This is a genomic window from Photobacterium sp. GSS17 (genome assembly GCF_028621875.1).
Taxonomy (GTDB): domain Bacteria; phylum Pseudomonadota; class Gammaproteobacteria; order Enterobacterales; family Vibrionaceae; genus Photobacterium; species Photobacterium ganghwense.
Genome location: NZ_CP117518.1, coordinates 1,539,794 through 1,564,759, shown reverse-complemented (window position 1 = coordinate 1,564,759; position 24,966 = coordinate 1,539,794). Strand labels below are relative to the sequence as shown.

Annotated in this window: 20 protein-coding genes; 7 read left to right on the top strand and 13 right to left on the bottom strand. The window is 49.9% G+C overall.

Translation table 11 applies throughout. The features are described from left to right. Nucleotides 1-19: 19 nt before the first annotated feature. A complete protein-coding gene (locus PGW97_RS23410; RefSeq protein WP_273859993.1) occupies nt 20-1,978 on the top strand; it encodes a M13 family metallopeptidase in 1,959 nt (652 codons plus the stop codon). Between the two features lie 20 nt (nt 1,979-1,998). Here the strand turns inward: PGW97_RS23410 and PGW97_RS23405 are convergent, their stop codons facing one another. From PGW97_RS23405 to PGW97_RS23380, 6 genes are all read right to left on the bottom strand, one after another. Beyond that, the gene (locus PGW97_RS23405; protein WP_047886299.1) at nt 1,999-3,006 is read right to left on the bottom strand and encodes a LacI family DNA-binding transcriptional regulator; all 1,008 of its coding nucleotides are present in this window, start codon (nt 3,004-3,006) and stop codon (nt 1,999-2,001) included. Between the two features lie 326 nt (nt 3,007-3,332). Next, complete coding sequence (locus tag PGW97_RS23400; RefSeq protein WP_217392039.1) at nt 3,333-5,066, bottom strand: sodium:solute symporter family transporter; 1,734 nt, start codon at nt 5,064-5,066, stop codon at nt 3,333-3,335. Further along, entirely contained in the window at nt 5,059-6,054 is a 996-nt protein-coding gene (locus tag PGW97_RS23395; protein ID WP_047886297.1) for a nuclear transport factor 2 family protein, read from the bottom strand. Before PGW97_RS23395 ends, PGW97_RS23400 begins: the two co-directional genes overlap by 8 nt. Before the next feature lie 51 nt (nt 6,055-6,105). Beyond that, the gene (locus tag PGW97_RS23390) at nt 6,106-7,080 is read right to left on the bottom strand and encodes a nuclear transport factor 2 family protein (RefSeq protein ID WP_273859992.1); all 975 of its coding nucleotides are present in this window, start codon (nt 7,078-7,080) and stop codon (nt 6,106-6,108) included. Nucleotides 7,081-7,569: 489 nt separating this feature from the next. Then, the gene (locus PGW97_RS23385; protein WP_047886412.1) at nt 7,570-8,523 is read right to left on the bottom strand and encodes a LacI family DNA-binding transcriptional regulator; all 954 of its coding nucleotides are present in this window, start codon (nt 8,521-8,523) and stop codon (nt 7,570-7,572) included. Nucleotides 8,524-8,659: 136 nt separating this feature from the next. Continuing rightward, on the bottom strand, nt 8,660-9,409 hold the full coding sequence (locus tag PGW97_RS23380; protein ID WP_273859991.1) for an HpcH/HpaI aldolase family protein: 750 nt from the start codon (nt 9,407-9,409) through the stop codon (nt 8,660-8,662). A 289-nt stretch (nt 9,410-9,698) separates the two neighbouring features. Here PGW97_RS23380 and hisD point away from each other — a divergent pair, with 289 nt between their 5' ends. The 4 genes from hisD to PGW97_RS23360 all read left to right on the top strand — a co-directional run bounded on the left by hisD (nt 9,699) and on the right by PGW97_RS23360 (nt 13,548). Then, complete coding sequence (gene hisD, locus PGW97_RS23375; RefSeq protein WP_047886295.1) at nt 9,699-10,991, top strand: histidinol dehydrogenase; 1,293 nt, start codon at nt 9,699-9,701, stop codon at nt 10,989-10,991. 1 nt (nt 10,992) lies between these two features. Continuing rightward, nucleotides 10,993-11,727 carry an SDR family NAD(P)-dependent oxidoreductase gene (locus PGW97_RS23370; RefSeq protein WP_047886294.1) on the top strand — a complete coding sequence of 245 codons (735 nt, stop codon included), beginning with the start codon at nt 10,993-10,995 and terminating at the stop codon, nt 11,725-11,727. Nucleotides 11,728-11,819: 92 nt separating this feature from the next. Then, nucleotides 11,820-12,833 (top strand): cupin domain-containing protein, encoded by a 1,014-nt coding sequence (locus PGW97_RS23365; protein ID WP_273859990.1) that lies wholly within the window; start codon nt 11,820-11,822, stop codon nt 12,831-12,833. 1 nt (nt 12,834) lies between these two features. Next, entirely contained in the window at nt 12,835-13,548 is a 714-nt protein-coding gene (locus PGW97_RS23360) for an alpha/beta fold hydrolase (RefSeq protein WP_273859989.1), read from the top strand. A gap of 549 nt (nt 13,549-14,097) precedes the next feature. Here PGW97_RS23360 and PGW97_RS23355 read toward each other — a convergent pair. Beyond that, nucleotides 14,098-15,114, bottom strand: a complete 1,017-nt coding sequence (locus PGW97_RS23355) for a nuclear transport factor 2 family protein (protein WP_273859988.1) — start codon at nt 15,112-15,114, stop codon at nt 14,098-14,100. A gap of 97 nt (nt 15,115-15,211) precedes the next feature. Further along, nucleotides 15,212-16,516 carry an MFS transporter gene (locus PGW97_RS23350; RefSeq protein WP_273859987.1) on the bottom strand — a complete coding sequence of 435 codons (1,305 nt, stop codon included), beginning with the start codon at nt 16,514-16,516 and terminating at the stop codon, nt 15,212-15,214. Nucleotides 16,517-16,855: 339 nt separating this feature from the next. Between PGW97_RS23350 and PGW97_RS23345 the strand changes: the two genes are divergently transcribed. Both PGW97_RS23345 and PGW97_RS23340 read left to right on the top strand, forming a co-directional pair. After that, nucleotides 16,856-18,397, top strand: a complete 1,542-nt coding sequence (locus PGW97_RS23345; protein WP_217392046.1) for a sodium:solute symporter family transporter — start codon at nt 16,856-16,858, stop codon at nt 18,395-18,397. Between the two features lie 11 nt (nt 18,398-18,408). Then, a complete protein-coding gene (locus tag PGW97_RS23340; RefSeq protein WP_273859986.1) occupies nt 18,409-19,779 on the top strand; it encodes an L-serine ammonia-lyase in 1,371 nt (456 codons plus the stop codon). A 105-nt stretch (nt 19,780-19,884) separates the two neighbouring features. Here the strand turns inward: PGW97_RS23340 and PGW97_RS23335 are convergent, their stop codons facing one another. From PGW97_RS23335 to rhaB, 5 genes are all read right to left on the bottom strand, one after another. Further along, nucleotides 19,885-20,691, bottom strand: coding sequence for a helix-turn-helix domain-containing protein (locus tag PGW97_RS23335; RefSeq protein WP_047886287.1), 807 nt, complete (start codon nt 20,689-20,691; stop codon nt 19,885-19,887). A gap of 216 nt (nt 20,692-20,907) precedes the next feature. After that, nucleotides 20,908-21,732 carry a rhamnulose-1-phosphate aldolase gene (gene rhaD, locus PGW97_RS23330; RefSeq protein ID WP_273859985.1) on the bottom strand — a complete coding sequence of 275 codons (825 nt, stop codon included), beginning with the start codon at nt 21,730-21,732 and terminating at the stop codon, nt 20,908-20,910. 18 nt (nt 21,733-21,750) lie between these two features. Continuing rightward, nucleotides 21,751-22,092, bottom strand: coding sequence for an L-rhamnose mutarotase (rhaM, locus tag PGW97_RS23325; protein ID WP_207103866.1), 342 nt, complete (start codon nt 22,090-22,092; stop codon nt 21,751-21,753). Nucleotides 22,093-22,118: 26 nt separating this feature from the next. Then, nucleotides 22,119-23,411 (bottom strand): L-rhamnose isomerase, encoded by a 1,293-nt coding sequence (locus PGW97_RS23320; RefSeq protein ID WP_217392050.1) that lies wholly within the window; start codon nt 23,409-23,411, stop codon nt 22,119-22,121. Between the two features lie 11 nt (nt 23,412-23,422). Further along, complete coding sequence (gene rhaB / locus PGW97_RS23315; RefSeq protein WP_273859984.1) at nt 23,423-24,931, bottom strand: rhamnulokinase; 1,509 nt, start codon at nt 24,929-24,931, stop codon at nt 23,423-23,425. Nucleotides 24,932-24,966 lie beyond the last annotated feature (35 nt).

Genomic DNA, 24,966 nt, shown 5'->3' with positions numbered 1-24,966 from the left:
TGTATCAATTTGGCTGCTAATGACGTTATCTGTTCCTTTTGCAACGGCGGCGACTCAGCCTCGGCCACAGGATGACTTCTACACATATGTAAATGCCGACTGGCTGGAAAAGACGCCTATTCCGGAGGATTTACCGGGCATCGACAACTTTACGCAAGTAACTCTGAATGTGAACAAGCAGGTATGGGATACGCTGGAAACGTTGCGTAAGGCAACGTCTCCGTTAGCGCCGTACGAGAAGCAGTTGCTGGACTTATACCTTTCTTACAACGATATCGAACAGCGCGATAAGTTGGGGATCCGTCCGCTCACTACGGAGCTCGAGATGATCGATAACTGTAAGGATCACTCATGCATAGCCAGAGCCTTCGCCGAACTGGAAAAATTAGGAGTGGGTGGCCCGTTGATTATTGGCGTGACCAATGATGCTAAAAATTCCTCTCGTTACATTGCCACCGTGGTGCAGTACGGTCTGGGCCAGACGCAGGCCGTGCTGGTAGGCGACGATGATCGCTCACAGAAGATTCGGGCGTTGTATCAGGAGCACATCTCAAACATGTTAACTCTGGCGGGTTTTAATGACGGCAAGGAAAGGGCATTACGGGTAATCAATCTGGAACAGAAGCTGGCGCAGATTCAATGGACTCCTGCTCAGAACCGGGACCCTCAGAAAACTTATAACCTGTTTGATACTGCTAAACTTCAACAAACTCTGCCCCATTTCCCGGTGAAAGATATGCTGTCGGTTCTGGGTTTTGAGCCTGAACTGGACATGGTCGTCAAGCAACCGTCATACCTTGTCGCGCTCAATGCGCTGTTTGCCAACACCAGAATCGAAACCTGGCAGGACTACCTTCGAATGCGGTTGATTGCTGAGCATGCCGCGTTGCTGTCGAGCGCTTTTCAGGATGAAGTAAATGCTTATCGCCGGAAAATGGGTATCGCAGGGAAAGACATGCCGCAATGGCTTCGCTCGGTTTTTTTCCTGGAAGAAAAAGCCGACATGCTGGTTGGCCGGGTATATGTCGAACATCATTTCAGTGATGACGAACTGGCCCAGATCCAGAAAATCATTCAGGCCATTAAAGAGGAATACCGGAGTGCGATAACCGATTCAACCTTCTTCAGTGAGCCGACCAAGGTACAGGCACTCGCCAAGCTTGAGGCAATGCGGTTTTATATTGGTTATCCCAAAACCTGGAAGGACTACAGCGCACTGACAATTACCCCGGATGATCTGATTGGCAACACACGACGGATTGCGTTGTTTGACCATGAGGAAATGGTGGCCAAGCTGAACAAACCTGTCGACCCGGATGAATGGCTTCAGGCCCCAACCATGGTAAATGCTTACTACCAGCCTTCAGCGAACAAATTCATGCTAATGGCGGCGATTTTGCAGCCACCGTTCTTTGATGCGTCCTGGAGCGATGCGGCTCAGATGGGAGGCATAGGTTTTATTATCGGTCACGAAATCGGCCACGGTTTTGATGACCAAGGCAGCCAGTATGACGCCGAGGGAAATTTGAGAAACTGGTGGACACCAGAGGACAGAAAAAAATTTAACGCGGTAGCGAAAAGGGCGGTGACACAGGCCAATGCGTATGAGATTTTGCCGGGACATTACCTCAACGGTGAGCTGGAACTGGGGGAAATTCTGGGGGATCTGAACGGCTTGCATATTGCTCATCGTGCCAACCTTCGCATGGTGAAAGCGGCGGGAAGTGCCAATGAAAATGAGCTCAAACTGCAGATAGAAAAAGCCAACCGTGATTTCTTTGAGCAGGCCGCGAAAGTATGGCGTAGCCATCTTCGCGAGGCTACGTTGCTGAAGTTTCTGGAAATCGATGGGCATCCGCCGGGGAAATACCGGGTGAACGGCATATTCCCCCATCTGGATGCGTTCCATGATACCTACCAGATCAGCCCCGGCGACGGCATGTACTTACCGCCGTCAGACAGGCTGAAAATCTGGTAGTTCGCCAGGAAAGACTGTGATCAGACCTTCGTGGTCTTACGTTCAATCAGTTTGACCGGGACCATCATCTTGACCAGGCTGCTGTTCTGATTGCAGATTTGATCCACGATGATTTTGACCGACTCGCGCGCCAGACGTTTAAAGTCCTGACGGAACGTTGTTAGCTGGTAGCTCAGCCATTCGGTTTGCGGAATATTGTCGAACCCGATCACCTGCAAATCGTCAGGAATGTCTAATCCACATTCCAAGCGGGCAACATCCATTACAGCCATCGCAAGGTTATCGGTGGCACAGAACACGGCCTCTGGTCGCTGTGATGTTTGTAACAGCTCGCGGATGGTATCCAGCGAGCTGGTGTAATCGTAGGACGCCTCAACCACTCTTGGTGTCTGCCCGGCTAGCTCTTCAAATTCAGCAATAAAGCCATTTTTTCGTTCAACGTTAGTAAATGTTGGCACTTCACCGGTCAGGTACACGGCCGACGTAACGCCGGTTTTGTGCAAGAGCTGGGCGGCTTGTTGCCCTGCCTCATAGTTGTCGCTGATGACATAGCTGCTTCTGGTTCCTTCCACCACCCGCGCGTATTGCACTACCGGAATATTGAACTCTTCACATTCTTCATACAGGGTCTTATTAAAGGTGGCCGAAGCGGCAATCACACCATCAACCCGGTACTGGAAGATGTTCGGAATTGAGTGATTGTCTTTTTCGTCAACCTGCCAGGGGATTAAGACCGTCGAGTAGCCCTGTTTCTGTAATTCACTGGAAATCAGCTGCAGGGTTTTCATATGAATAGGGTAGTCGGCATCCGGAAAAACCAGACCAATGAGTCTGGATTCGTTGGTGGTCAGGCTGCGCGCAAAGGCGTTGGGCCGATAGTTGAGAGCTTTTGCGGCCTCAAACACTTTCTGCTTGGTTTTTTCGGATACAGAGCTGCCCGGTATAAATACCCGGGAAACCGTGGACTGAGAAACGCCTGCTAACTTAGCGACATCTTTGGATGTAACCGTGTTTTTTGGTGAATTCATGTGTGTTGCTTACCAGCCTGATGAAGAGTCGGTAGAGTAACATAAATAGGTACGTATTCATAAATAGAGGCAGGTTAACACTCGAAATTTAAAGGGGTAAAGCAGAGTTTACTCATGGGTTTGGGTTAATCCAATTCTGAACAGGCCTATCGAGCGGGTGGATCGCATTATAACAGCGGTTAATCGCGACGATCGGCAACGGTGTTGACCAAAAGTGCTGGTGAAAAAAGCCGCTCAAGCATTTGCGGTACTTGAGCGGCTTGTATCTGCCAATGTTAACCAAGATTCGTTTATTGATAACGTACGCTTATCAATAATCACTACGACTAATTGGTTTGCTCGACATCCTGAGTGCGAGCCGGGCGTCGGAAAGAATAAGCGATATAGCCAATCAAACTCAGTACGATAAGCACGGAGCAGCCTCGGACAAAATTGATTAATAGCGGCGCATTATCGATAAACTCATTGATGCCCCAGAGCAAGACGATAGAGAAGGCAAACATCACCAGCAGGCCGTAACAGGGTGCATCGATTTTACCCGGCACCACATACCAGCCGTCTTGCTTGATGGGCTTGTTCAGGCGGGCAAATTCAGCTTGCTGGCCTTTGACCGTATACAGGTGCATGGTTTTCTGCTTGCCGGACAACGCCAGGCTGGCAACATAGGCAACCACGCTGTTCACCACCACACCAATCACACAGTACCATGGCCATGAAATGTCGGTGGCCACTGCCACATACCAAATCGCAATGAAGCTTGCTGCGACCCCGATCAGCAGTCCTTTTTCTGTAATGTGTTTAGAGTAGAAACCCAGCACAAACATACAGAAACTCGCCCCTACAAAGTAGGAACCGGCTTTACTCAACACTTCCAGCACTGATCCGGTACTGGTCGCAAACATCAGCGCTGGCACGATAACCAAAATGGCCCAGGCAACGGTAAAGACGCGTGACATTTTGAGGTAATGCTCATCCGACTCTTCCGGCTTGTAAAAACGGCGGTAGAAGTCTGCCACCGAAACGGTCGCCATGGAGTTGAACGCGGAATCCAGGCTCGACATACTGGCGGCCAGAATGGCGGCTGCGATGATCCCCATCAGGCCCGGCATGCCGTATTCACTGGCGTAATGCAGAATGATAGTGTTGCCGTTTTCAAACTCTTTGCCGTCGTAATAGGCGTAGAACAACACACCCAGCAGAATGAACACGAAGTAGATGAAGAACGCTACATAACCCATCATCAGCATTGCTTTTTTTGCATCGCCCATGCTTTTGGCTGCCATGCAACGCTGTACCATCATTTGGTTACCGCCGTAGACCGTGGTGTGGAACATGGTCATTGCGATCACACCAGCCCAAACGGTCGTCACCTGGCTCAAATCCATGCTGGTTAACAGGGCATCGGTCATGCCGTCCGCTTTGAGCTTGACCATAATATCCGTCATGGGGGCAGGCATGCCGTTCCATACCGCTTCGATGATGATAAAGGCACCGGCGAACAGAATGAAGGCCTGAATCACGTCTGTCCAGATCACTGCCGCAATGCCGCCCATGACGGTGTAGATCAGCGCGATAGCGGTCACGATGACGATGCAATACACCACGTCGATACCCGTAATGAACTCTAGAATCATCGCGGTCGCATAAAGTACAGCGGCAGAGCTCAGGGCTTGCTTGATCAGGAAGATCATTGACAGCGTCAGGCGGGATGCCTTACCAAAACGGCGTTCCTGGTATTCATAAATCGAGGTCAATCCGTTGCCGTAGAAAAATGGCATGAATACCGACACGATGAAAAATATCACCAATGGGTAGTTAAGGTGAATGGCAATGACTGACAGCCCTTCCTTGTAGGACCAAGCCGGTCCGCCAAGGAATGACATGGCGCTCACATAGGTACACACGACTGAGATACCTATGGCCCACCATGGGATGTTTTTGTCACCCAGCGCAAACTGGTTCGCTGAGGTGACTTTCTTACCGATCACCGCGCCCAATATAAGGGTGAGCACAATGTAGCTGCCAAGAATTAACCAGTTGAGTGTGCCGAATTCATGCATACGTTGGCCCCTCCAGTTGCTCTTTCATTTGCGCGAACACGTCGTAACCCAGTTGCAGCAGCATGTGGATAATGTCGATCGCGACCCAATTTTCTTTCAGTAAATCGCCTTCCCGACGCCAGAAGTCCATGACACGAAGATCGATTCTTTTACTGGTTGGTGCCATGCCCAGCCAGCCACTGTGCCCGGTATGGGTACCGAACATGTGAGGCCAACCGCCAGTGGATACGTAGTCATTTTGAGCCAAAATATTAATGTCTACAGTCACCCCGCGATCAGGGAACGCAAATACAAATGGTGCCTGGTGGTGGTTGCGGAAACCTTTAATGCCCCGTGTGGTGCCAATACCCGCCGGGCCGTACCACATGAAGTCGTCATGCCAGTAGTTTTCGAGATCCATCGAATACAGGTCTTTGCCATCAAAGCGACCCAGGCAGGCCAGCATATCCAGTACTAACTGAAGACTTTTCTGGCTGCGATCAGGGCAAACCGCACCGTGGTTAAAACCGTCACAGGTTGCCGGTGCCGGAACCAGTCCGTCGTGTCCCAGGCTCTTGCGCAGCGGGTTCACACCGGCCTGATTCATGGCATCGATGAAATCCGGAATCATATAAGATTCGGTGATCTGATTGTCTTCGATACACACAAGCTCGGTGTAACGTAAATACAGTGTCTTGCCTGTCGCCGGGATACCGAACAGGGCATTGTCGAACGTACCGACAAAGTAACCTGTCGAGTTGTACCAGGTACGGCCTTCGTACTCGCCGTCCATGACGATTTGCGGGCGGCGCTCAATATCCGGCAAGGCGGATTGCAACTGGATGAGGAACTGCTCATGCGCAGACTGAGGGTTGTTTAGATCATTAACAGGGTGAGCCACACACCATTTCACATCCGGGTTCAAGTACTGTTGGGCGATAGATGCTTTTTCATCGGCAGAAGCGCGAAAGTAGTCGTGGTAAAACTGCTCTATTTTATTCAAAAACATGGTGTTTCCTTACATTATGTGAGTATGAACGGCTTAATCGAGGGGGCCGGTTTATCCCTGTTGGAGCAAAATTTGTTTCCATACGGCGGTTTCATCAAACAGGGTGAATTCACGACGTAGTCCCCAGGGACCAAATTCGGCGTGGCTGATACCCATGATGTAAACGTCCTTGCCTGACGGCTTCCCAAAGATGCCGTGGCCTTCATGTTTGCCCTCTAGTGACCAGCGAATGGCTGCACGTGGTGACATCATGTCGTCGTTACGGCCAATGCGATGGTGAACCTTGAAGGTGGCATTAGGGAAAGCTGAACGGAGTGACATCCAGAACTGATCAATACCCGCGTGAGAAAGTGCCGTTTGGCCGCCGGTGTATTCGCCGATACAGGCCCGGTCGTATGTTTGAGGAATAACAGAAAACTCAGCGCGCATCAGACGTTGAAGAATATCTTCGTATCGCTGGCCGAATTCGTTGTCATTGCCGATGCCGGTGTAAGGGCCGGCGACATCCTGCTCAGGGGTAAACGGGAAAGGGCTGGATTCAACGCCGCCTTCCTGTTCAATCTGCTGGCGTGCGAACGCTTCTGAAGTTATCCCTAACTGGTGGGCAATGGCAGCCACATCGCGGATCATCCACTCGTCGTTAATCTGGTTATTAATGGCGTGGCAGTCGGCGATGATGCGAAACTGGAGTTTCTTGTTGGTAGCTTGACCAAATGCGCCATGGTTGGCATGGGTGGCGGTTGAAATAATGCGGTGGGAAGAAAGCATGCCTTGCTCGGGATTACCAGACCAAATGACATCTTCGCCATACAGGGTGCGATCGGGAAATTCCGCGAGTGTACCCATGGTCGCACTGATGACATTGTCGTTACCTTTCACAATGGAAAGCGGCGTCCGTACGATAATGTCTGGCGCGTAATAGTGCTGTAAAGTGTGCAGCCCTCTGTCTTCCCAGATCTCTTTCGTGATTCCCAGAATGTAATCGGGAAAATCACGCCACTTTGGGTCAAAGCCTGCCATAGCCATAAACTCTCTCCTTGTTGAATGCATGCTGTAATTGGTTTTTGATTACGTATCCAAAATCGTAGAATGTTGCGTTTATGTCAATGGAATGTTTTTCTTGTGTGTGTGGTTTGTGCTCGCGATCGGGTTTTTAATAAAATAATAAATAGCGTTTTGACAGGAAATAATCGTCGTCTATGGCATGAATCTATTCGTTTGTTGGCACTGATTATGAATATTCAACCATTACCGTATGGGGAGGAGAACTGTGGGGGAGTGACGTTTACGGCGAGTGATGATTACCTCATCCTGACGAATTAAATTGGATACGAATCCAATGTGGCTTTTTCAGTTGGGGGATGGACCCAGCACGTTATGCGTAAGCAGAAAGCAGAAAGCAGAAAGCAGTAAGGTGAACGTGACGGGATGGCAATAAAAAAGCCCTGCCAAGAAGGCAGGGCTTTTTAGTGTTTGTGAAAACGGCATCTTTGCCGTTCGAGCAGATTGAAGTGCCTAAACGCTGCCGCGCTCGATCAGAGTACCTTCTTCGAACAGATAAGCGCCTTCTGCATCCTGATTAGCGTTAATCCGGTTCATCAGATCTTCGACGGTGCGCTTCACTATTTTATCTATTGGCTGGGCGATGGTGGTCAGGTTGTAGCTCGGCCATGCTGCCATAGGAATGTTATCAACCCCCATGACGGCATAATCTTGAGGAATCACCGCGCCTTTTTGCCGCAAACCGTCCATTACGCCCATGGCCAGAATATCGTTGGCACAGAAGATGGCATCGGGCTTCATCCCATGCCCCAAAATTTCACTGGCTGCCGCCAGCCCCGCTTCAAAGCTATATTTGGCCTGGATAAAAATGGGGGATGGTAACCCCAGTGCCTGCAATGTAGACGAAAAACCTCGCCAGCGTTCTTCACTGGTCATCGAGCCTGCATCACCACTGACGTAGGCTAACTGCCTGTGTCCCTTGCGACTGAGGTACTCTGCTGCTTGTTTACCTGCCAGCTGATTATCAATGCCGGTGATATTGGCATTAATCCCTTCCGCATAACGGTTAATCAGGCTGAGGTGTACCCCAAATTTCTCACATTGGGCGAAAGCGCGAGAAGTCAGTCGACTGGTAGCAATGATTAACCCATCCACTTGATATTCAATGGCGCGCGAGATGGCCAGGTCGAGATCATCTTTGTCGATTGGGCACAGAACAACCTGACCGCCACGCCGTTGGATTTCGAGTGCTAATGCCCGGGACTGGAGATCGTACATCGGGTTCGATTCGCTATCTAAGGCAATAGCGACCAGTCCGGAGCGGTTGGAGATCAGGCCGCGGGCGATTGCGTTAGGCGTGTAACCCAATTTAGCCGCAGCATCCATCACCATTTTGCGCTTTTTCTCGCTGATGCTTGCTGTCGGACTGAATGCCCGGGATACCGTCGATTGTGAGACGCCGAGCATTTTGGCGACGTCCATCGAAGTCACTTTCGCTTTAATGGTGATACTCCTCTAACTTAGCGTAAGCCAAGAGTGTATGAGCTGAATGATTTGCGTGTCTAGTCGAGACCGGTAATCCTCAATAAGTAGAAGAAAAAACTTATGAATTCATCACATTTATTTCTCTTTTGAAGCCGTCGATGATCATCTTATGCTCTGATCCGACACAGAAAAACTGCACACCCAGCTCTGCCCACTGTTTTGCTGCTTCGGCTGTCGCGACAAACATGCCCACCGGTTTATGGCTCGCTTTTGCAGCTTCAATAATCCGGATACTGGCCTGAGTCACACGATCGTCATTCACACTGCTTGCCCCATAGGCGACGGTTAAATCCACCTGTCCGATGAAAAGCGCATCAATCCCTTCAACCTGCGCAATACGCTCACTATTTTCAACGCCTTCCGGGTCTTCAATCTGAGCAATCACCACCGTTTTTGCTTTGCTGTCTGACAGGTGCTGTGCCATTGGTTTGGTGGTGTAGCATGCTGCCCGACTTGAGCCGGCATAGCCCCTTCCACGCTCTCCGTAATGACACATTCTTGCGATGTCTTCGGCTTGTTGCGCTGTACAGACATGGGGGATCTGCACGCCAGTCGCACCGCAGTCCAAAGCATTGAGCACGGTCGATGGGTTGCTGTCCGGTACCCGGACAAGACAAGGCAACTGATGTGCTCTTGCAGCCAGAATACAGACATCAAGACTTGCCCTGTCGAAAGGGGCGTGCTCGGCATCCAGCACAATAAAAGGCAGTTCCGCTATTGCCAGCACTTCGATGATGTGCGGGTGAGGGGTTTTGACAAACGTGCCTAACAGAACCTGCTCACTGATTGATTGTTTGAAATTGAACATTGTTATCTCCTGTTGCAAAGGTATGCAAAATCTAACATTTAAAGTTGTAAATAAAGAGTGAAATTTGTGTGATCTATTTATCATTAATGAGGTTGAAATCGAATTCAGACACCTGAAAATCTTCATAATTTAAACGAAAATCAATAAAAATCAGTGCTTTGATGGATTTTTTGATGGTGGAGACAGTATCTTGCTTAATGTTAATTTTATGTTTATCGTTATTTTGCATTCGTATCCAAATATCGAAATTAACTTATCGTTTGCCTCAGCTCATTAAGGAGAAAGTCGCATGGCTCGCATTTTGAAAAACGGAATCACGGAAGAAGTCTCAGCATCAAACGACGCGAAAGTGCGTCAGACGGTGGAGAACATTCTGGCGGATATTGAGAATCGTGGAGACAGTGCCGTACGCGCACTATCAGAGCAGTTTGATAATTGGTCACCAGAGCAGTTTCGTCTGACACCTGAGCAGATTCAGGCGTGTGTCGATGCTCTGGATGAGTCTACTCGTCATGATATTGAATTCGCTCAGGAGCAGGTGCGTAACTTTGCGCAGATCCAGCGTGACTCGATGAAAGATGTCGAAGTGGAAACCCTGCCGGGTGTCGTGCTGGGCCACAAACATATTCCGGTCAACAGTGTGGGTTGCTACATCCCTGGGGGGAAATACCCGCTGGTGGCTTCAGCACACATGAGTGTCCTGACGGCTAAAGTGGCTGGCGTGAAACGTGTTATTGCATGTGCCCCTCCGTTTAATGGCCAGCCTAATGTCGCGATTGTTGCGGCGATGGCGATGGCGGGGGCGGATGAAATTTATTGCTTTGGTGGCGTGCAGGCCGTGGGTGCTATGGCTCTGGGAACCGAAACGATTGCCCCGGTCGATATGATTGTCGGCCCGGGCAATGCGTTTGTGGCAGAAGCAAAGCGCCAGCTGTTTGGCCGTGTGGGTATCGATCTGTTTGCGGGGCCGACTGAGACCCTGGTGATTGCCGATGAAGAAGGCTGTGATCCTGAACTGGCTGCTGCTGATCTGCTGGGCCAGGCTGAGCACGGTTATAACTCACCGGCAGTGCTGTTGACCAACAGTGTGCAATTTGCCGAAGAAACCATCAAAGAGGTTGAGCGTCAGCTGACGATTCTTCCGACGGCGGAAGTGGCAGGCAAAGCATGGGCCGATTATGGTCAGGTTATCGTGTGTGACAGCTATGAAGAGATGGTGGCTGTGGCGGATGAGATCGCTTCTGAGCATGTGCAGGTGATGACTCGGGACCCTCAATATTTCCTCACTAACATGACAAATTACGGAGCGCTGTTTCTGGGGCGTGAAACCAATGTGTCTTATGGCGACAAGTGTATCGGGACTAACCATACCCTGCCGACCAAAAAAGCGGCGCGCTACACCGGTGGATTGTGGGTCGGCAAGTTTATTAAAACCTGTACTTACCAGCGTGTCAGTGAAGCTGCCTCGCTGAAAGTCGGTGAGTACTGCTCACGGCTGTGTGCGCTTGAAGGGTTTGCCGGCCACAAAGAGCAGGCTGATATCCGGGTTCGCCGTTACAAAGGCAAAGTCGAAGAGGCGTGATATGTCAAAAATTGCCTTAGTAACAGGCGGCAGTGGCGGCTTAGGTGCTGCCATTTGTCGAAAACTGGCGCAGTCCGGCTACCGTGTTGTCCTGACTTACAACAGTAACAAACAGGCGGCGGAGGAACTGCTCTCTGTGTTGCCGGGGGGCGGCCATCTTGCTTATTCGCTCAATGTTGAAGATTCGTCCGCCATCGTGAATCTGGCCGCTCAGGTCTCTGAAATCGGCGGCAAGCTGGACTTGTTAGTGAACTGTGCAGGTATGACCAAATTTGTTGCTCACTCCGATCTGAATGGGTTGAGTGATGCGTTGTTTGATCAGATCTTCCGAGTCAATGTCAGGGCCCCCTTTGCGATGGTCAGGGCGTTTACTCACTTACTCAGAAACGCTGGTGGCTGTGTGGTTAACATCACGTCTATTGCGGCGCAGACGGCCATGGGCAGCAACATTGCTTATTGTGCCAGTAAGTCGGCGACGGAAAACATGACTCGCTCATTGGCCCGCGCACTGGCGCCGGATATTCGTGTTTTGGCCGTTGCTCCTGGCCTCGTCGATACCGAATTCGTCAAAGGCTTAGATGACAGTTGGCGAAATCAACAAGAAATGTCGACGCCGCTGAAACGCCTGGCCAGTGATGATGAAGTGGCGAATGCCGTTTATGCGGCGGCGGAAGTGCTGACGTTTTCGACGGGTAACACAATTTCCGTTGATGGTGGCCGTCCGCTGGGAAACTGAGCCTTTAGCTTTAACAAAAGTGCATCTTACAAAGGACGTTTTATAAAAAGCGTCTGACTAAAAGCGCTGTAATGGATGAAAGGATTCTTATTATGTCTCTGCAACAAGCAATTGATCGTAACCTGGTGCGTTACCTGGAGCTGATTCCCGGTACGAGTGCCTTCATTGATGCCCGTACGCCGGGCAGCGATATGAAAGACAACTTTTGTATTATTGGTGCCGGCGTTGCGGAAAGCAGTCGTCAGCATGTCCATATCCGTGAGACGGCAGGATTTAACATAGGGGCGGCCGGTCAGCCGCCGGGTATTAAAAACTCTCTGCATTCACACCGCACTGCGGAGTTGTTTATTGTGTTTAAAGGCCTGTTCCGTTTTTACTGGGGCAACAATGGTGAACACGAAGCGGTATTGTCTCACGGTGATGTTATCTCTATCCCGACCAACTTGTTCCGTGGTTTCGAGGTAGTGGGGCGTGACTATGGTTTCATGTTCTCGGTACTGGGTGGCGATGACTCTGGTGGTGGCGTAACTTGGCACCCAAACGTAATCAAAGACAGTCAGGGCTATGGGTTGTATCTCAAAGCAGATGGTTCACTGGTGGATACCGTTGACGGTGATCCTATCCCGAACACGGAGGAGCTGATGCCGCTACTGACCCAAGACGAGCTGAACACGTTTGATAACTACACTACTGAGGAGATGATGCCATTTGTTGCGTTGCGGCGTGACTATCACACGATCAGCAGCGATTTTTCTTCTTCTGGCGTAAAGCAATATGCGTTAACCGGTCATCCGGCCGCGGAATACGATTTTCAGGTAAAGAGTGCCGATGACGTAAGCATTATGGCGTATGAGCTGTCGGAAGGAGCCTCGATTCCAGCGCACAATCGTGGCGTCAAAGAAGTGCTTATTAACTTTGACGGTGATACCGAAGTCTGTGTCGAACAGGATGGCGAAGAGGCCCGTCTGGTACTGACTCGGGGGGATGTATTCAGTGTGCCGGAAGGGGCATCTTATGCACTGAAAAATCTTCGTGGCAATAGTTTTACCTACTCTGTGATGGGATCGGATCTGCCGGGTAAACCGGGATGTTCAAAAGGAGTGTAACATGGCACAGCCTCTGTCTTTGCTCTGGCTTCCCGGACTACTGTGTGATGAGACGTTGTTTGCTGAGGTGAATCAGACATTACCGAAATGGGTGAGGCCAGAGACGGCTCAGCTGGGGTATTTGGACTCGATGACGCACCTGGCGAGTAAGGTGCTTCAGGAAGCCCCGGAGCACTTTGTGCTTGGCGGATTGTCGATGGGGGGCATCCTCGCATTTGAAGTATATCGTCAGGCCCCCGAGCGGGTGAAAGGGCTGATCTTATTGGACACTAATGCGGCTGATGAAAAACCAGAGGTGAGCGAGCGACGCAATGCGCTGGTGGAACGCGCGCTGAATGGTGAGTTTGAGGCCATTACACCGGATGTTCTGATGCCGCTGCTGATCCATCCGAGTCGGTTGGGTGACACGCGGTTGACTGACTGCATTTCGACTATGGCCATTAATGTGGGTATCGACGCTTTTCAGGCGCATGCAAATGCTCTGGCTTCACGTCCGGATGCCCGACCGCTGCTACGTGATATAAGTGTGCCGACACTGGTGGTGACTGGCCGGGACGATTTGCTTTGTCCTATCGGTAACCATCTTTTAATGGCAGAGCAGATACCTGACGTCACTTTACACATCATTGCGGATTGTGGCCACCTGTCAACGTTAGAGCAGCCTGTGAATGTGGGTCAACGGATCAATGCCTGGTTAAGTCATCACTTTAGTTAACTTGATCGCTTTGGCTCCTCCACTATTTATGTTCCTCCACGACTTTGGTTCATTTGCCACTTTTCTTAACGTACCACTTTGGCTGAGCGATGGCTGTCTCTGAGTGACAACCTGATCTCGGCCTGAGTCATTGTAAATCAGACATTAGACCCGGTCGGAATAGAGTTTTAGCATCACAGGTGATTCAAACTCTTATCGTCGACGTGGAAGGTCACGCCAATATAAAAATCCCCCATCGAAGCATTCTCCCCGTGAGCAGTAGCCACATCTGATCGCCATTTATCTGGAGCCAGATGCTCTGCTCAGTCTCTTAATTTTTGCTAAAGAAAGCTTTTGAAGAAAACTTGTTGAAGAATGTTTGCTGAAGAGAACCACTGTGGGTTCTCGTCCGTGTTTGTTGAATCAATGAGAGACTGTCAGTCGAGACGGAGGCAACAGGTCGAGGTAAAGAGTGCCTCATCCATGATGAGGCACAAGTTGGGTACTGACACCCGAACAGAGGAGCGTTCGGACGCTGGGACTGATTGTAAGATTGGCTTGAGGACTGGCTTAAAGTGGAGGATTCATGATCTTCTGTGTGCGCTCGAACACATCCAGGCCTTGCTGTTTCAGCCAGTATGGCAGGTCAATCAGTACCCAGTTTTCAGAAAGTTTGTCACCGTCACGGTAGTAAACATCGACCACCTGCATATCGGCACGGATTTCACCGCCAGTCATTCCCAGGAAGCCGCCGATCGGAGTATTAGATAGGTTCGGCCAGCCGAAGAAACAAGCAAAGTTGCCTTCAGCAAAGCGGCAAACGTGGCCATTAAACTTCTTATCCTTCAGGTTATTACGGAAGGGAAGCTGGTGCTGCTGCTGGTAGCGTGGAATGGTATAGGAAGCGCCGATACCACACGGGCCGTACCAAATCATGTCTTTCGACCAGCTTTTTTCAAGCACTTCCGGCGGGCAACCCATCGCGCCGCTGTCGTTAAGAGCTGACAGGTCATCAACCATCTTGTTAACCAGAGCCAGTGTGGCAATGCCTTCTTCGGATGCCGCATCCTCAAACAGCAGGCCATCATGGTTACGTGGGCCCGGATACACGTAGTGTTTGCCGGTTGATGGTGGTAGTGGGTAACAACCTGCCTGATCCATGACACCTAGCAGATCCAAGAACAAACCTGTTTTCGTGATTTTACCGTTTTCAACACAGTTAAATTCTGCGTATCGGATGTTCATGATTTTTCCGGTTGGGCGCATTCCCAGATATTCCGTATCAAACAGCCCCATGAAGTGGCCCATGCTCATTACCCAGATTTCATCAGGATTGATTTCGTTATTACCGCCGATAAAGATGTCCTGACGTCGCTGCATGCGAGTCATTGATTTCATCAACGGTGACCAGAAAACGTCAGCGGCGGCTTGGGCTCCTTGCTGTTCGCGGAACGGGTACACGCCGCGCCATAAATAGTCGTCAGACGTATGAGCCTTCAGCACTTCGGCCACGTTTTCATGGGTTGCGTTTTCCATCGCCGAAAAATAGTTGCGAACAACACTTTTAGCTTCTTGATATTTCGCCATTGTAATCTCTCTTGTTTGCTGTCGAGCCCGCTTGGGCGCAGGGCTTGAAGATGTTTGGGGTTCCGGCTGGTTGTACCAACCGGATATGTCATTTCAGTCAGGCTTTTGCCGTTTGTGCTTTCTTGTTCTTGTCGAACAGACCGCCTTTGAGTGTTTCTGGTAGGGACAGCCACAACAGACCCGCCGCAATCCATACAACAGGGGAACCCCACATCGCCGTTTGCAGATCCGTACGCTCTTGAATGAAGATCAGTACCATTGGCGCCCACATGCCGATGATTCGGCCTCCGTGGAACAAGGCTGCGCCAAAGTTGCGCAGATGAGCCGGAAACAGTTCAGAGAAGTAACCGCCCCACACCGCAGAAGCCGAGAGGCCAAAGTTGTAAATCAGGCCGAGAATAGCCAGCATGTTGAGGCTGCCAATCATCAGATCTCCCGGTGCTACAAAGAAGACCGACGCCATGATGCCCGCCAAAATGAAGCCAAAGGCATTCACTTTTCGGCCAAATTTATCGGCGATAGCCCCCCAAACCCAGGCACCAAACAGAGAACCAAACGCTGAGATGGAGAAAATGACACCGATGGTGGAGCCGTCGAACTCACGCACTTCTTTCAGGTACGTTGTTACGAAGCCGCTGAAAAATTGGTAGCCGTAGAAGTTCAGACCCGCAAGAAGAAGGCAGGTGATGGTGAGTATGCGATAGGGTTTGCTCAGCATCTCGCCCCAGGAGCCTTGTTTAGCTTTCGATTGGGTAGGATCTGCCTGTGATCCCATGTCTTGATCTTCTTCCCCGTAAGCGATCACTTTTTTATCGCTCGGTAGCACAAATACCATGGCCACGGCGGCGACCAGAGGCGGAACACCCCCGACCCACATCAAACTTTCCCAAGGGGCGTCAACGCTTGAAATAAAGGCGGCATACGCACCCATTATCATCAGGGCAACGGAGAACATTGATGAAGCAAATGCGGTCAGCTTCCCGCGTACTGTCGGGGTAAACAGGCCAATCATCAGGCTGACAGCAACGGTAAAATAGCCTCCCAGAGAAAGACCAATAATGAAACGCATCGCTGCCCAGGTTGAGTAGTCGGTAAACATCATATTAATGATGGTCGCGCCACCGTTTAACGCAGTGATGGCGATCAGCGTGGATTTCTTACCAAATTTTGTGGCGAACCAGGCACAGCTCAATGCGCCAATCAAGGCACCGACGGATTGCCAGGTATAGAACTGTGCTGTATCTGACAGGCTGATCCCGTCGTAAGCTTCAACAATATATGGGCGTACGTAATCAATAATTACAAAGTTATAACAATAAAAAAAGTAACCGACCAGAATCGCTAGATAGGCCGCTACCCTTTGAATCATAGGAACTTCGCTCATGTGTCGTTTGGCATTCATGACCGATAAACCTCTACTTCAATTAGGATTTGTGGACTTTTAAGTTCACGGATAATGATCGCTCAAGGATCCTTCCCGTTTTCATTGCGTTGAGGATAGTAATTTTTTTCCGGTTAAATGATCTGTGATCATTATCAAGTTTAAAATGAGTGCGTACCCATTTTGTGGGTTTTGGTGATCTGGATCTCACTCAGGAACTGGTTATACACTTACTGAATAGTCTCTCAGTAATCTTGGTGATTCTAGTCACAGTTATGGTTGGTGTTTAATCCATGGTGGGTTTTTTTAAGTAATATGGCTCGAAAATCAATCACTGACAGGGATTAGGAAAACCTTAAAATGGTTACGTACTCAAGTTTTGTGGTGATCGCGTTATACGTATCAATTACCATTTTAATCAGCTATTTAGTGAATCGACGCGACAAGGTAAGTGGCGACTTTTCTACCGGTGGCAAACAATTTGGTTGGTTTACCGCTGGTGTGTCGATCCTGGCGACTTACATCAGTGCGATGACATTTGTCGGTATGCCCGGTTGGGTATACAGCGCAGGTATGGAAGCGATGAGCGTTCATCTTAACTATCCCATTGTTATCTTTTTCGCCGTAGTCTTCTTTGTGCCGGTGTTTTACAAGCTGGGTTTGACGTCAATCTATGAGTATCTCGAACATCGGTTTGGGGTGTATGCCAGAACAATAAACTCTGTCGTGTTTATTGTTGTGCAGTGCATTTCAGCCGGTGTCATCTTGTATGCGGTGTCGTTGATTCTGGTGCAGGTGCTTCCTATCAGTATCTCCGAGGCCATTATTTACATCAGTATCTTTACTGCAGGTTATACCTATGCCGGCGGTATCTCGACGGTGATATGGACGGATATGCTGCAATCGGCGGTGTTAGTGGCGGGCAGTATCGCCATTTTTGCGGTGTTGCTGATGGAAGTGAATACCGCGAGTGTGCTGTCTCGAGATCACCTCAATATTGTCAACCTGACGTTTGACCTGGGGGTCGACACTAGCTTGTGGGCGGGCGTGGTGGCAGTCAGCTTTTTGCACCTCAGCGTGTATGGCACCAACCAGTTAATTATCCAGCGTACCTTAGCCACCAAGTGCGAAAAAACAGCTCAGAAGTCGATGCTGCTTTGCGGCTATGGCGCTTTTTTCATTTATCTGTTTTTTTCGATACTGGGGGTATTGTTAAGCCTGTTCTATCAGGACACAACGTTTGCAAACAGTAACGAAGTGATCCTCGATTTTGTGTTTTACCATACCAACCCCGTCATCATCGGGCTGGTGATTGCTGCGTTGGCGGCAGCGGCTATGTCGACATTGGATTCTACATATAATTCGATGGCGACCGTTGTCACTTTCGACATTTATAAGCGCTTTGTACGCCCCGAAGCCCCGGGTAGTCACTATGACGGCATTGCCCGTAGAATGAGCCTGCTAGCTGCCACTTTAGTGGTTGTTCCGGCATTGCTGGCGGTTTCTAATGAATCTGTACTCAAAACCATTGCGAGTTTAACTTCGATTTTTGTCGGTATTCGACTGGGCTCATTTTTGTTGGGGTTATTTTGTGCCCGCGCGAATGAGGTGGGCATTATCGTGGGCAGTGTTGCCAGCGTGGCTGCGGTATTTGGCTGCATGATGCTGAACATCGCCTGGCCTTGGTTTGCTCCTGTCGGTACCGCTGTGTTCCTGTTATGTGGCATCGTCACCAGTTATTGGTGGGGGAGCAATACGGCGGAACAGCAAACCTTCTTCAAAAATCAAAAGTCCCTTTTTGCAAAGCCAACTGCCAGCCACTACGGTTTGCTGATGTTTGCGGCCGCAACCATTGCATTTTGTATGGTTATTCCTGATTGGCTTTATTCTGCACTGACATAATGAGTGAGTTTATGCTGTCTATTTTTGATATCTACAAGATTGGGGTCGGGCCTTCGAGCTCACACACCAATGGGCCAATGATTGCGGGATTCCAGTTCACGCGTTTGCTTAATTCAAAACTGGAATCGGTAGTTCGGGTTCAGGTGGATCTGTACGGGTCACTGTCACTGACTGGGATCGGGCACCATACCGACCGGGCGACGATACTGGGGCTGTTGGGCAATAAGCCGGATACCATCAAAATCTCAAGTGCCAATCAGGCGATGCGTCAAGCTATGGATAAGGGGCTGTTGTTGCTCGATGGCCGTCATGAAATAGCCTTCAATTATCAGACGGATATGCGGTTTCATCAGGAAAATCTGCCTCTGCATGAAAATGGGATGACCATTACCGCTTTGGACAGCCAGGGGCAAATCGTGGCGTTTGAGACCTATTACTCCATTGGCGGCGGTTTTATTGCTACTGGCGATGAGTTGCAAAATGGCTGTACAGAGAAACCGGTCGCTGTCGAGTTTCCTTTTTCTTCTGCCGATGAAATGCTGCTCAGGGCTGAAAAGAATGGGATGAGCTTGGGTGGCATGATTCTGCGAAATGAACTGGCTTTTCAGGATATGGCAGCCATTAACACCAAAGCCGAACAAATCTGGCGTGTGATGACTCATTGTATGGAACGCGGCTTTGAAACAGAGGGCATTCTGGAAGGTGGGCTGAATGTCACCCGGCGTGCACCTAATTTGCTGAAAAAGCTGGAAGCCAATGCCGCCATTGAAAATGATCCGATGGAGATCATGGACTGGATCAATCTGTTCGCGTTTGCGGTCAGTGAAGAAAACGCGGCTGGCGGACAGGTTGTGACCTCGCCGACGAACGGTGCCGCAGGCGTCATTCCGGCAGTATTGATGTATTACCATCGTTTTATAAAGGCGCTGGATACCAAGCAGCTGAAAGATTTCCTCGCAGTATCAGGCGCAATCGGTATTTTGTATAAAACCAATGCTTCGATCTCTGGTGCGGAAGTAGGGTGTCAGGGTGAAGTGGGGGTCTCATCATCAATGGCTGCCGCGGGGCTGACGGCATTGCGTGGCGGCAGTAACGAACAAATCTGCATGGCGGCGGAAATTGCTATGGAGCATTCACTCGGAATGACTTGCGACCCGATCGGTGGCCTGGTGCAGGTGCCTTGTATTGAACGAAATGCCATGGGGGCCATGAAAGCGATCAATGCATCAAGAATGGCGTTAAAGCGTACCAGCAAATGCCTTATCTCTCTGGATAAAGTTATTGAGACTATGTATCAGACCGGCAAAGACATGAATAAGAAATATCGTGAAACGTCGCTGGGTGGGCTGGCACTGATTCACATCGCGCCACCTTGCGAATAACCAGCCAATCACATCTGTACCGCCTCGGTGTGAGATTCGCTGGGGCTGTATGCTATTCGCCCTGCTCTTTAATTTTGTCCCGGCTCTGGGGCGCGTTTGCATTCTTTATCGAAAATCTGACGGTGTCTGGTTGGTAAAGCGTTTGAATTTGGTGCTGAAATAATTGCTGTCTTTGTAACCAACCTGAAAGGCGATGTCAGTGATTGACTGCTCTGAATAGTGCAGCAGGTTCATCGCGTTGTTGATGCGTACACGGTGAACGTAGTTATTGAATGAAAGATTAGTGATTTGCTTTATGCGGCGGCTCAATGTTCGTGATGATACGTTAAACTGGTCTGCCACCGTGTTAATGCTAATTTCTTCCGCATAGTTGTTTTGAATCCAGTCGATGACCTTAAGAATACTGTTATCCGCTTCGTTTTTAGAGGCTGATGATAATCGGCCACGAGAGAGTTCCACTACCAACTGTTGAAACAAGGCTTCAGTCATTAGCCGTGAATCCACGGTGTGATGCTGGGATTCATACTCAATTTGGTTGAGTAACAGGTTTACCTTTTTCATGCTCTCGGCAGTAATGAACCAACTGTTTTGTTCGTCTTCATCCTTGGGCAGCATGCTTTTCAGCAGCGGGGAGTAGGCCAGCTTGTTTTTCTTGAACAAGATATTGGTCAAATGTAGGTTATCGACTTGTTCGTACAGATGACGGTCTTTTGGGGAAAGGTAGCAAATATAGTTCTGTGACAAATTAGTCGGCACGTCGTTAATAATATGCTGACCAGCTCCTTTGGTCACAATAATAAGTTCATGAAAATCGTGAGCATGCTCAGGGTAGGCTTCCTGAGGCGAGCGTATTTCGGTACAAATTGTACTGTCAGACGTTTTGAAAAAGTCTTCACAATTTAATTGAAACATATTTTCATTCCTGGGGTCTTGAGCTTTTAAAGTAGATAAAACACTCAATAGGCTCAAGTGATGCAGATCATAGATATGATGTAGAAAAAATGGAAATATCCTGAGTGTGATCTTGCTTAAAAAAGCCTGGCAGTGATGAATTTCGCTGACAGGCTTTTTGATACTGAGATTGGCATCGTCAGATTGTCTACTGCTCGATTAGAGGCCTTTGTTATCTCAAAGATTAAAGGTGTCCTTCAATGCCTGCATATTTTCGACACTGACTCCTTCCGGTATAAACCCGCTTGCCAGACATTTCAGGAATAGCTTGGCCCCTTTATTGGCGACATCAATGTAGTCGAAAGCGGTTAATGCGTCGCTGCCGGTGGCTACAGCGCCGTGTTTTTCCCATACCGCAACATCGTGTTGAAGCAATTTGTCACGGGTGCCGTCAGCCATTGTTTTACTCCCTGGCATGCAGTAGGGCACGATACCAATTCCACGGGGAACAAAGGCTCTGACTTCCGGTAACATTTGCCAGCAAGCGTGGGTATAAGCTGTATCGCTATGGGCATAGTCAGGGTGGTGTGACAGGACAATCAATTCCAGTGGGTGGGTATGTACGACGCAGCGATCGTCGGAGCCGCTATGACGTTTGGCCATGATAATCTCGACATGTGAGATAAACTCGCTTGTCGGAGCAAAGTCACAGCGGTTACCCCCTCCCCACAGAAGGTGATAACCTTTGGCTTCATCATCAATGCGCAGAATACAGCCGGCTAAATCGGGACGGCGAAGTTCGCGGATGCGCTCACCAGTACCTTTAACGAAAAATATGTGTCCGGCACTATGACGCGGGAAAGTATCATCTCCAATCATCGCCAGCGTTTGGTATGGATAGCTATTAAGATCATCGGGTAGTTCGCCAAAAATATCTGTCAGTAAAACGGAAATGTTTCCCCCGTTGCGTTCTGCCCATTCCCGTTGCCAAAGATAGTCTGCCACTTCAGAGACTTTCGCGATTTCTGCCAGAACGGCATCATTCAGAATCAGTTGTTTCATGTGGTTGCCTGCTTGTCGTCACTCAAAATAAAACATGTCGGTTAGTGAGGTGTGTTTCGGAGATAAGTCGTCATTGACGAGCATGATGTCCGACATATAACACCACCATCGCTGACACACCTCGCTGTCGGCGATAGCCTGCCATCGAGCGGCATCGTCCACTTCCAGGTAGGCGAACAGCTGTAATGTCTCCGGATGGAGAAAAATCGAATACTGATGGGCACCATGGGTTTTCAGCAAAGTGGCCATTTCTGGCCAGAGTGCGTTATGGCGTTCTTTGTATGTTTGTTCTGTGCCGGGTTTGAGCTGCATCACCGATGCCAGCCGCAATTTTGGTCGCTGACTTTGTTGCTGAGTCATCTTTTTCTGCCTTTTGCTGAATCGGGTTAGCCTTCGCGGTGACGCAATATGGTTTCTTCATACGCTTTAACATGCTGCAACCAGTCGATACCTACGGGTACGCCCTGCTGATGGCAGTAATAGTCCCAAACGGCAGACCAGGGGGCGGTGCGTGATTCCTCCATCCAGGCGAGGCGAGCGGTGTAGTCGCCATCAATCTCGGCATGTTGAAGCTGGTGCTGAGGTTCCAGCATGGCCTTGAGCAGGGCTTTTCGCATGTTGCGGGTGCCGATGACCCAGGCCGCAATCCGGTTGATTGAGGCATCGAAGAAATCCAGCCCAATATTTACCCGGTTGAGTAGTTGATGACGGACAACCTCATTGGCAATCGCCTGGGTTTCATCGTCAAGCAGTACGACGTGGTCGCTGTCCCAACGGATTGGTCGGCTGACATGAAGCAGAAACTCTTTGACATACAAAGAGCAGGCGCTGATCTTGTCACTTATGACCTCGGTCGGATGAAAGTGGCCAGCATCGAGGCACAGCAGGATGTCTCGCGAACTGGCGTAACCGAGATAAAATTCATTGCTGCCAACGGTGTAGGCTTCGGCACCAATGCCAAAGAGCTTACTCTCGACCGCATCTTTGTGGTATTTCACATCAATAGGCTCGGCGATGATTTCATCCAGGGAAGCCATCAACCGCTGTCGTGGTCCCAGTCTGTCGTAGGGTAAATCCTTCATGCCATCTGGAACCCAGATGTTCATCACCGACGGGGTACCCAGTTCTTTGCCAAAGTACTCAGAGATGCGGCGACTGGCTTTGCAGTGGTCAATCCAGAATCGGCGAATGACAGGGTCGGGATGAGACAGGGTCATACCATCTTCACTCAGCGGGTGTGAAAAACAGGATGGGTTAAAGTCGAGTCCGGTACCGGTTTTTTTGGCCCATTCGACCCAGTTTGCAAAGTGTTCCGGGCGAATGTGATCGCGCGATACCGGTTCATCGGCTTCCAGATAAAGCGCATGCAGGTTCAGGCGTTTGCAACCGGGAATCAGGTTGAATGCCTGATTGAGATCCTGACGTAATTCCTCTGGGGTACGGGCTCGTCCGGGATAATTACCGGTGGCCTGAATGCCGCCGCTCAAGGTCTGATCCGGGTTTTCAAATCCTCGTACATCATCGCCTTGCCAACAGTGAATAGAAATAGGGATGTTATCAACAGCCTGAATTACGCTGTCGGTATCAATACCGAGCTTCGCAAAGTGGTTTTGGGCTAACTGATAGGCCGTTTCAATGGCATGAGTTGGTGACAGAGTGCTGGTCGCGGTGACTGGCATGGTGACTTCCTTTACTGAGTTTGAGTTAATTGTTCGAAACAGGTGATGGCAGGTTTAAGCCCCGCAATGGCGTTCGGAGAATACTGTGTTAATTCAAATGACTGGCGGACGATGCAGCGACCTTCCGATATGTTGGCAATTCGGCCAATGGCAACCAGCTGGCCAAGCGCATTCCCGATGGCAGAGGCTTCGGTAGGATTGGCGCACACGGGCACCTCACAAATATCAGCACATAACTGATTGAGAAAATGGTTTTGAGCTCCGCCACCGACGATGTGGATGTGTGACAGTGGTGAGTCTGACAGGTGCTGTAATTCCAAAAATACCTGACGGTAACGTAGAGCCAGGCTGTCATAGATGCAACGGACGATCTGTCCCAAAGAACCAGGTGCGCCCTGGCCGGTATCCAGACAGTAGTCAATGATCGACTGTTCCATGTTGTTTGGATGCAGGAAACGCTTGTCGTCAGGGTTGATCAGGTAAGCAAATGCTGGTGCCTGTTTTGCTAATGCAGCCAGATCGGAAAAACTGTAAGCCGGGTACTGTTGTTGCAAGCGCTGGATCAGCCACATGCCCATGATATTTTTCAGCACTCGGTACCGGCCTTCACTGCCACCTTCGTTGGTGATATTCGCGTTGAGTGAAAGTGCATTGATGATTGGTGCCGCACGCTCAAGACCCATGAGCGACCAGGTGCCAGAGCACAGATACACGGCGCCGGTCTCTGATAGTGGTGTACCAACGACCGCTGAGGCGGTATCGTGGCTGGCAATAGACGCTACGGGTATCTGATGAGACTGACGTTCTTTATCCTGGGTTTGATAGTGCCCAATAATCTGATTTGGCTGTTGTGGCGGCAGAAACCAGTGGGACGGTGCCCCGATTTTGTCCAACAAGGCCGAACTCCACTGCCGGGAGTTGCTGCCTAGCAATTGGCTGGTGGAAGCGTTGGTATATTCACAGTGTTTGACCCCGGTTAGACGGAAGTTGAGGTAATCCGGAATAAACAGCAGAGTCGCCACTTCGCCCAGCCACTCAGGTGCAGTACGGGTCCCGCGATAAGACGCTGATTCAAGGGGAAGTAAGTCAGGGTTGAGCAAGGCAGCAAGCTGATACAGGGTATTGAATGGCAAGAACTGTATGCCGGTCTCGGTATACACTTCTGCTTTATTCTGGTGCTCTGCAAGAAATGCATCCATGACACCGTCTGTGCGGCTATCGCGGTAAGACACAGCCTGACCCAGGCGATGCCCTTCTTTATCCAGTAAAACAAAATCGACTCCCCACGTATCTATGCCGATACACGCTGGCGTAATGCCCGCGTCGAGGACGTGCTGAATACCGAGATAAATTTCAGCGAGTAGCGCATCCGTATCCCAGCATACCTGATTATTTCGGTGACACAGTCGGTTAGGAAAACGGTGTACTTCCTGCAATGAGAGTCGTTTGCCGTCCAATGTGGCGACCATAATCCGACCGCTGGAGGCGCCGATGTCGATAGCAATCACTTGATTGGTCATAAGGATTTCCTGAGTATCGTTCATGGGCTCATTAT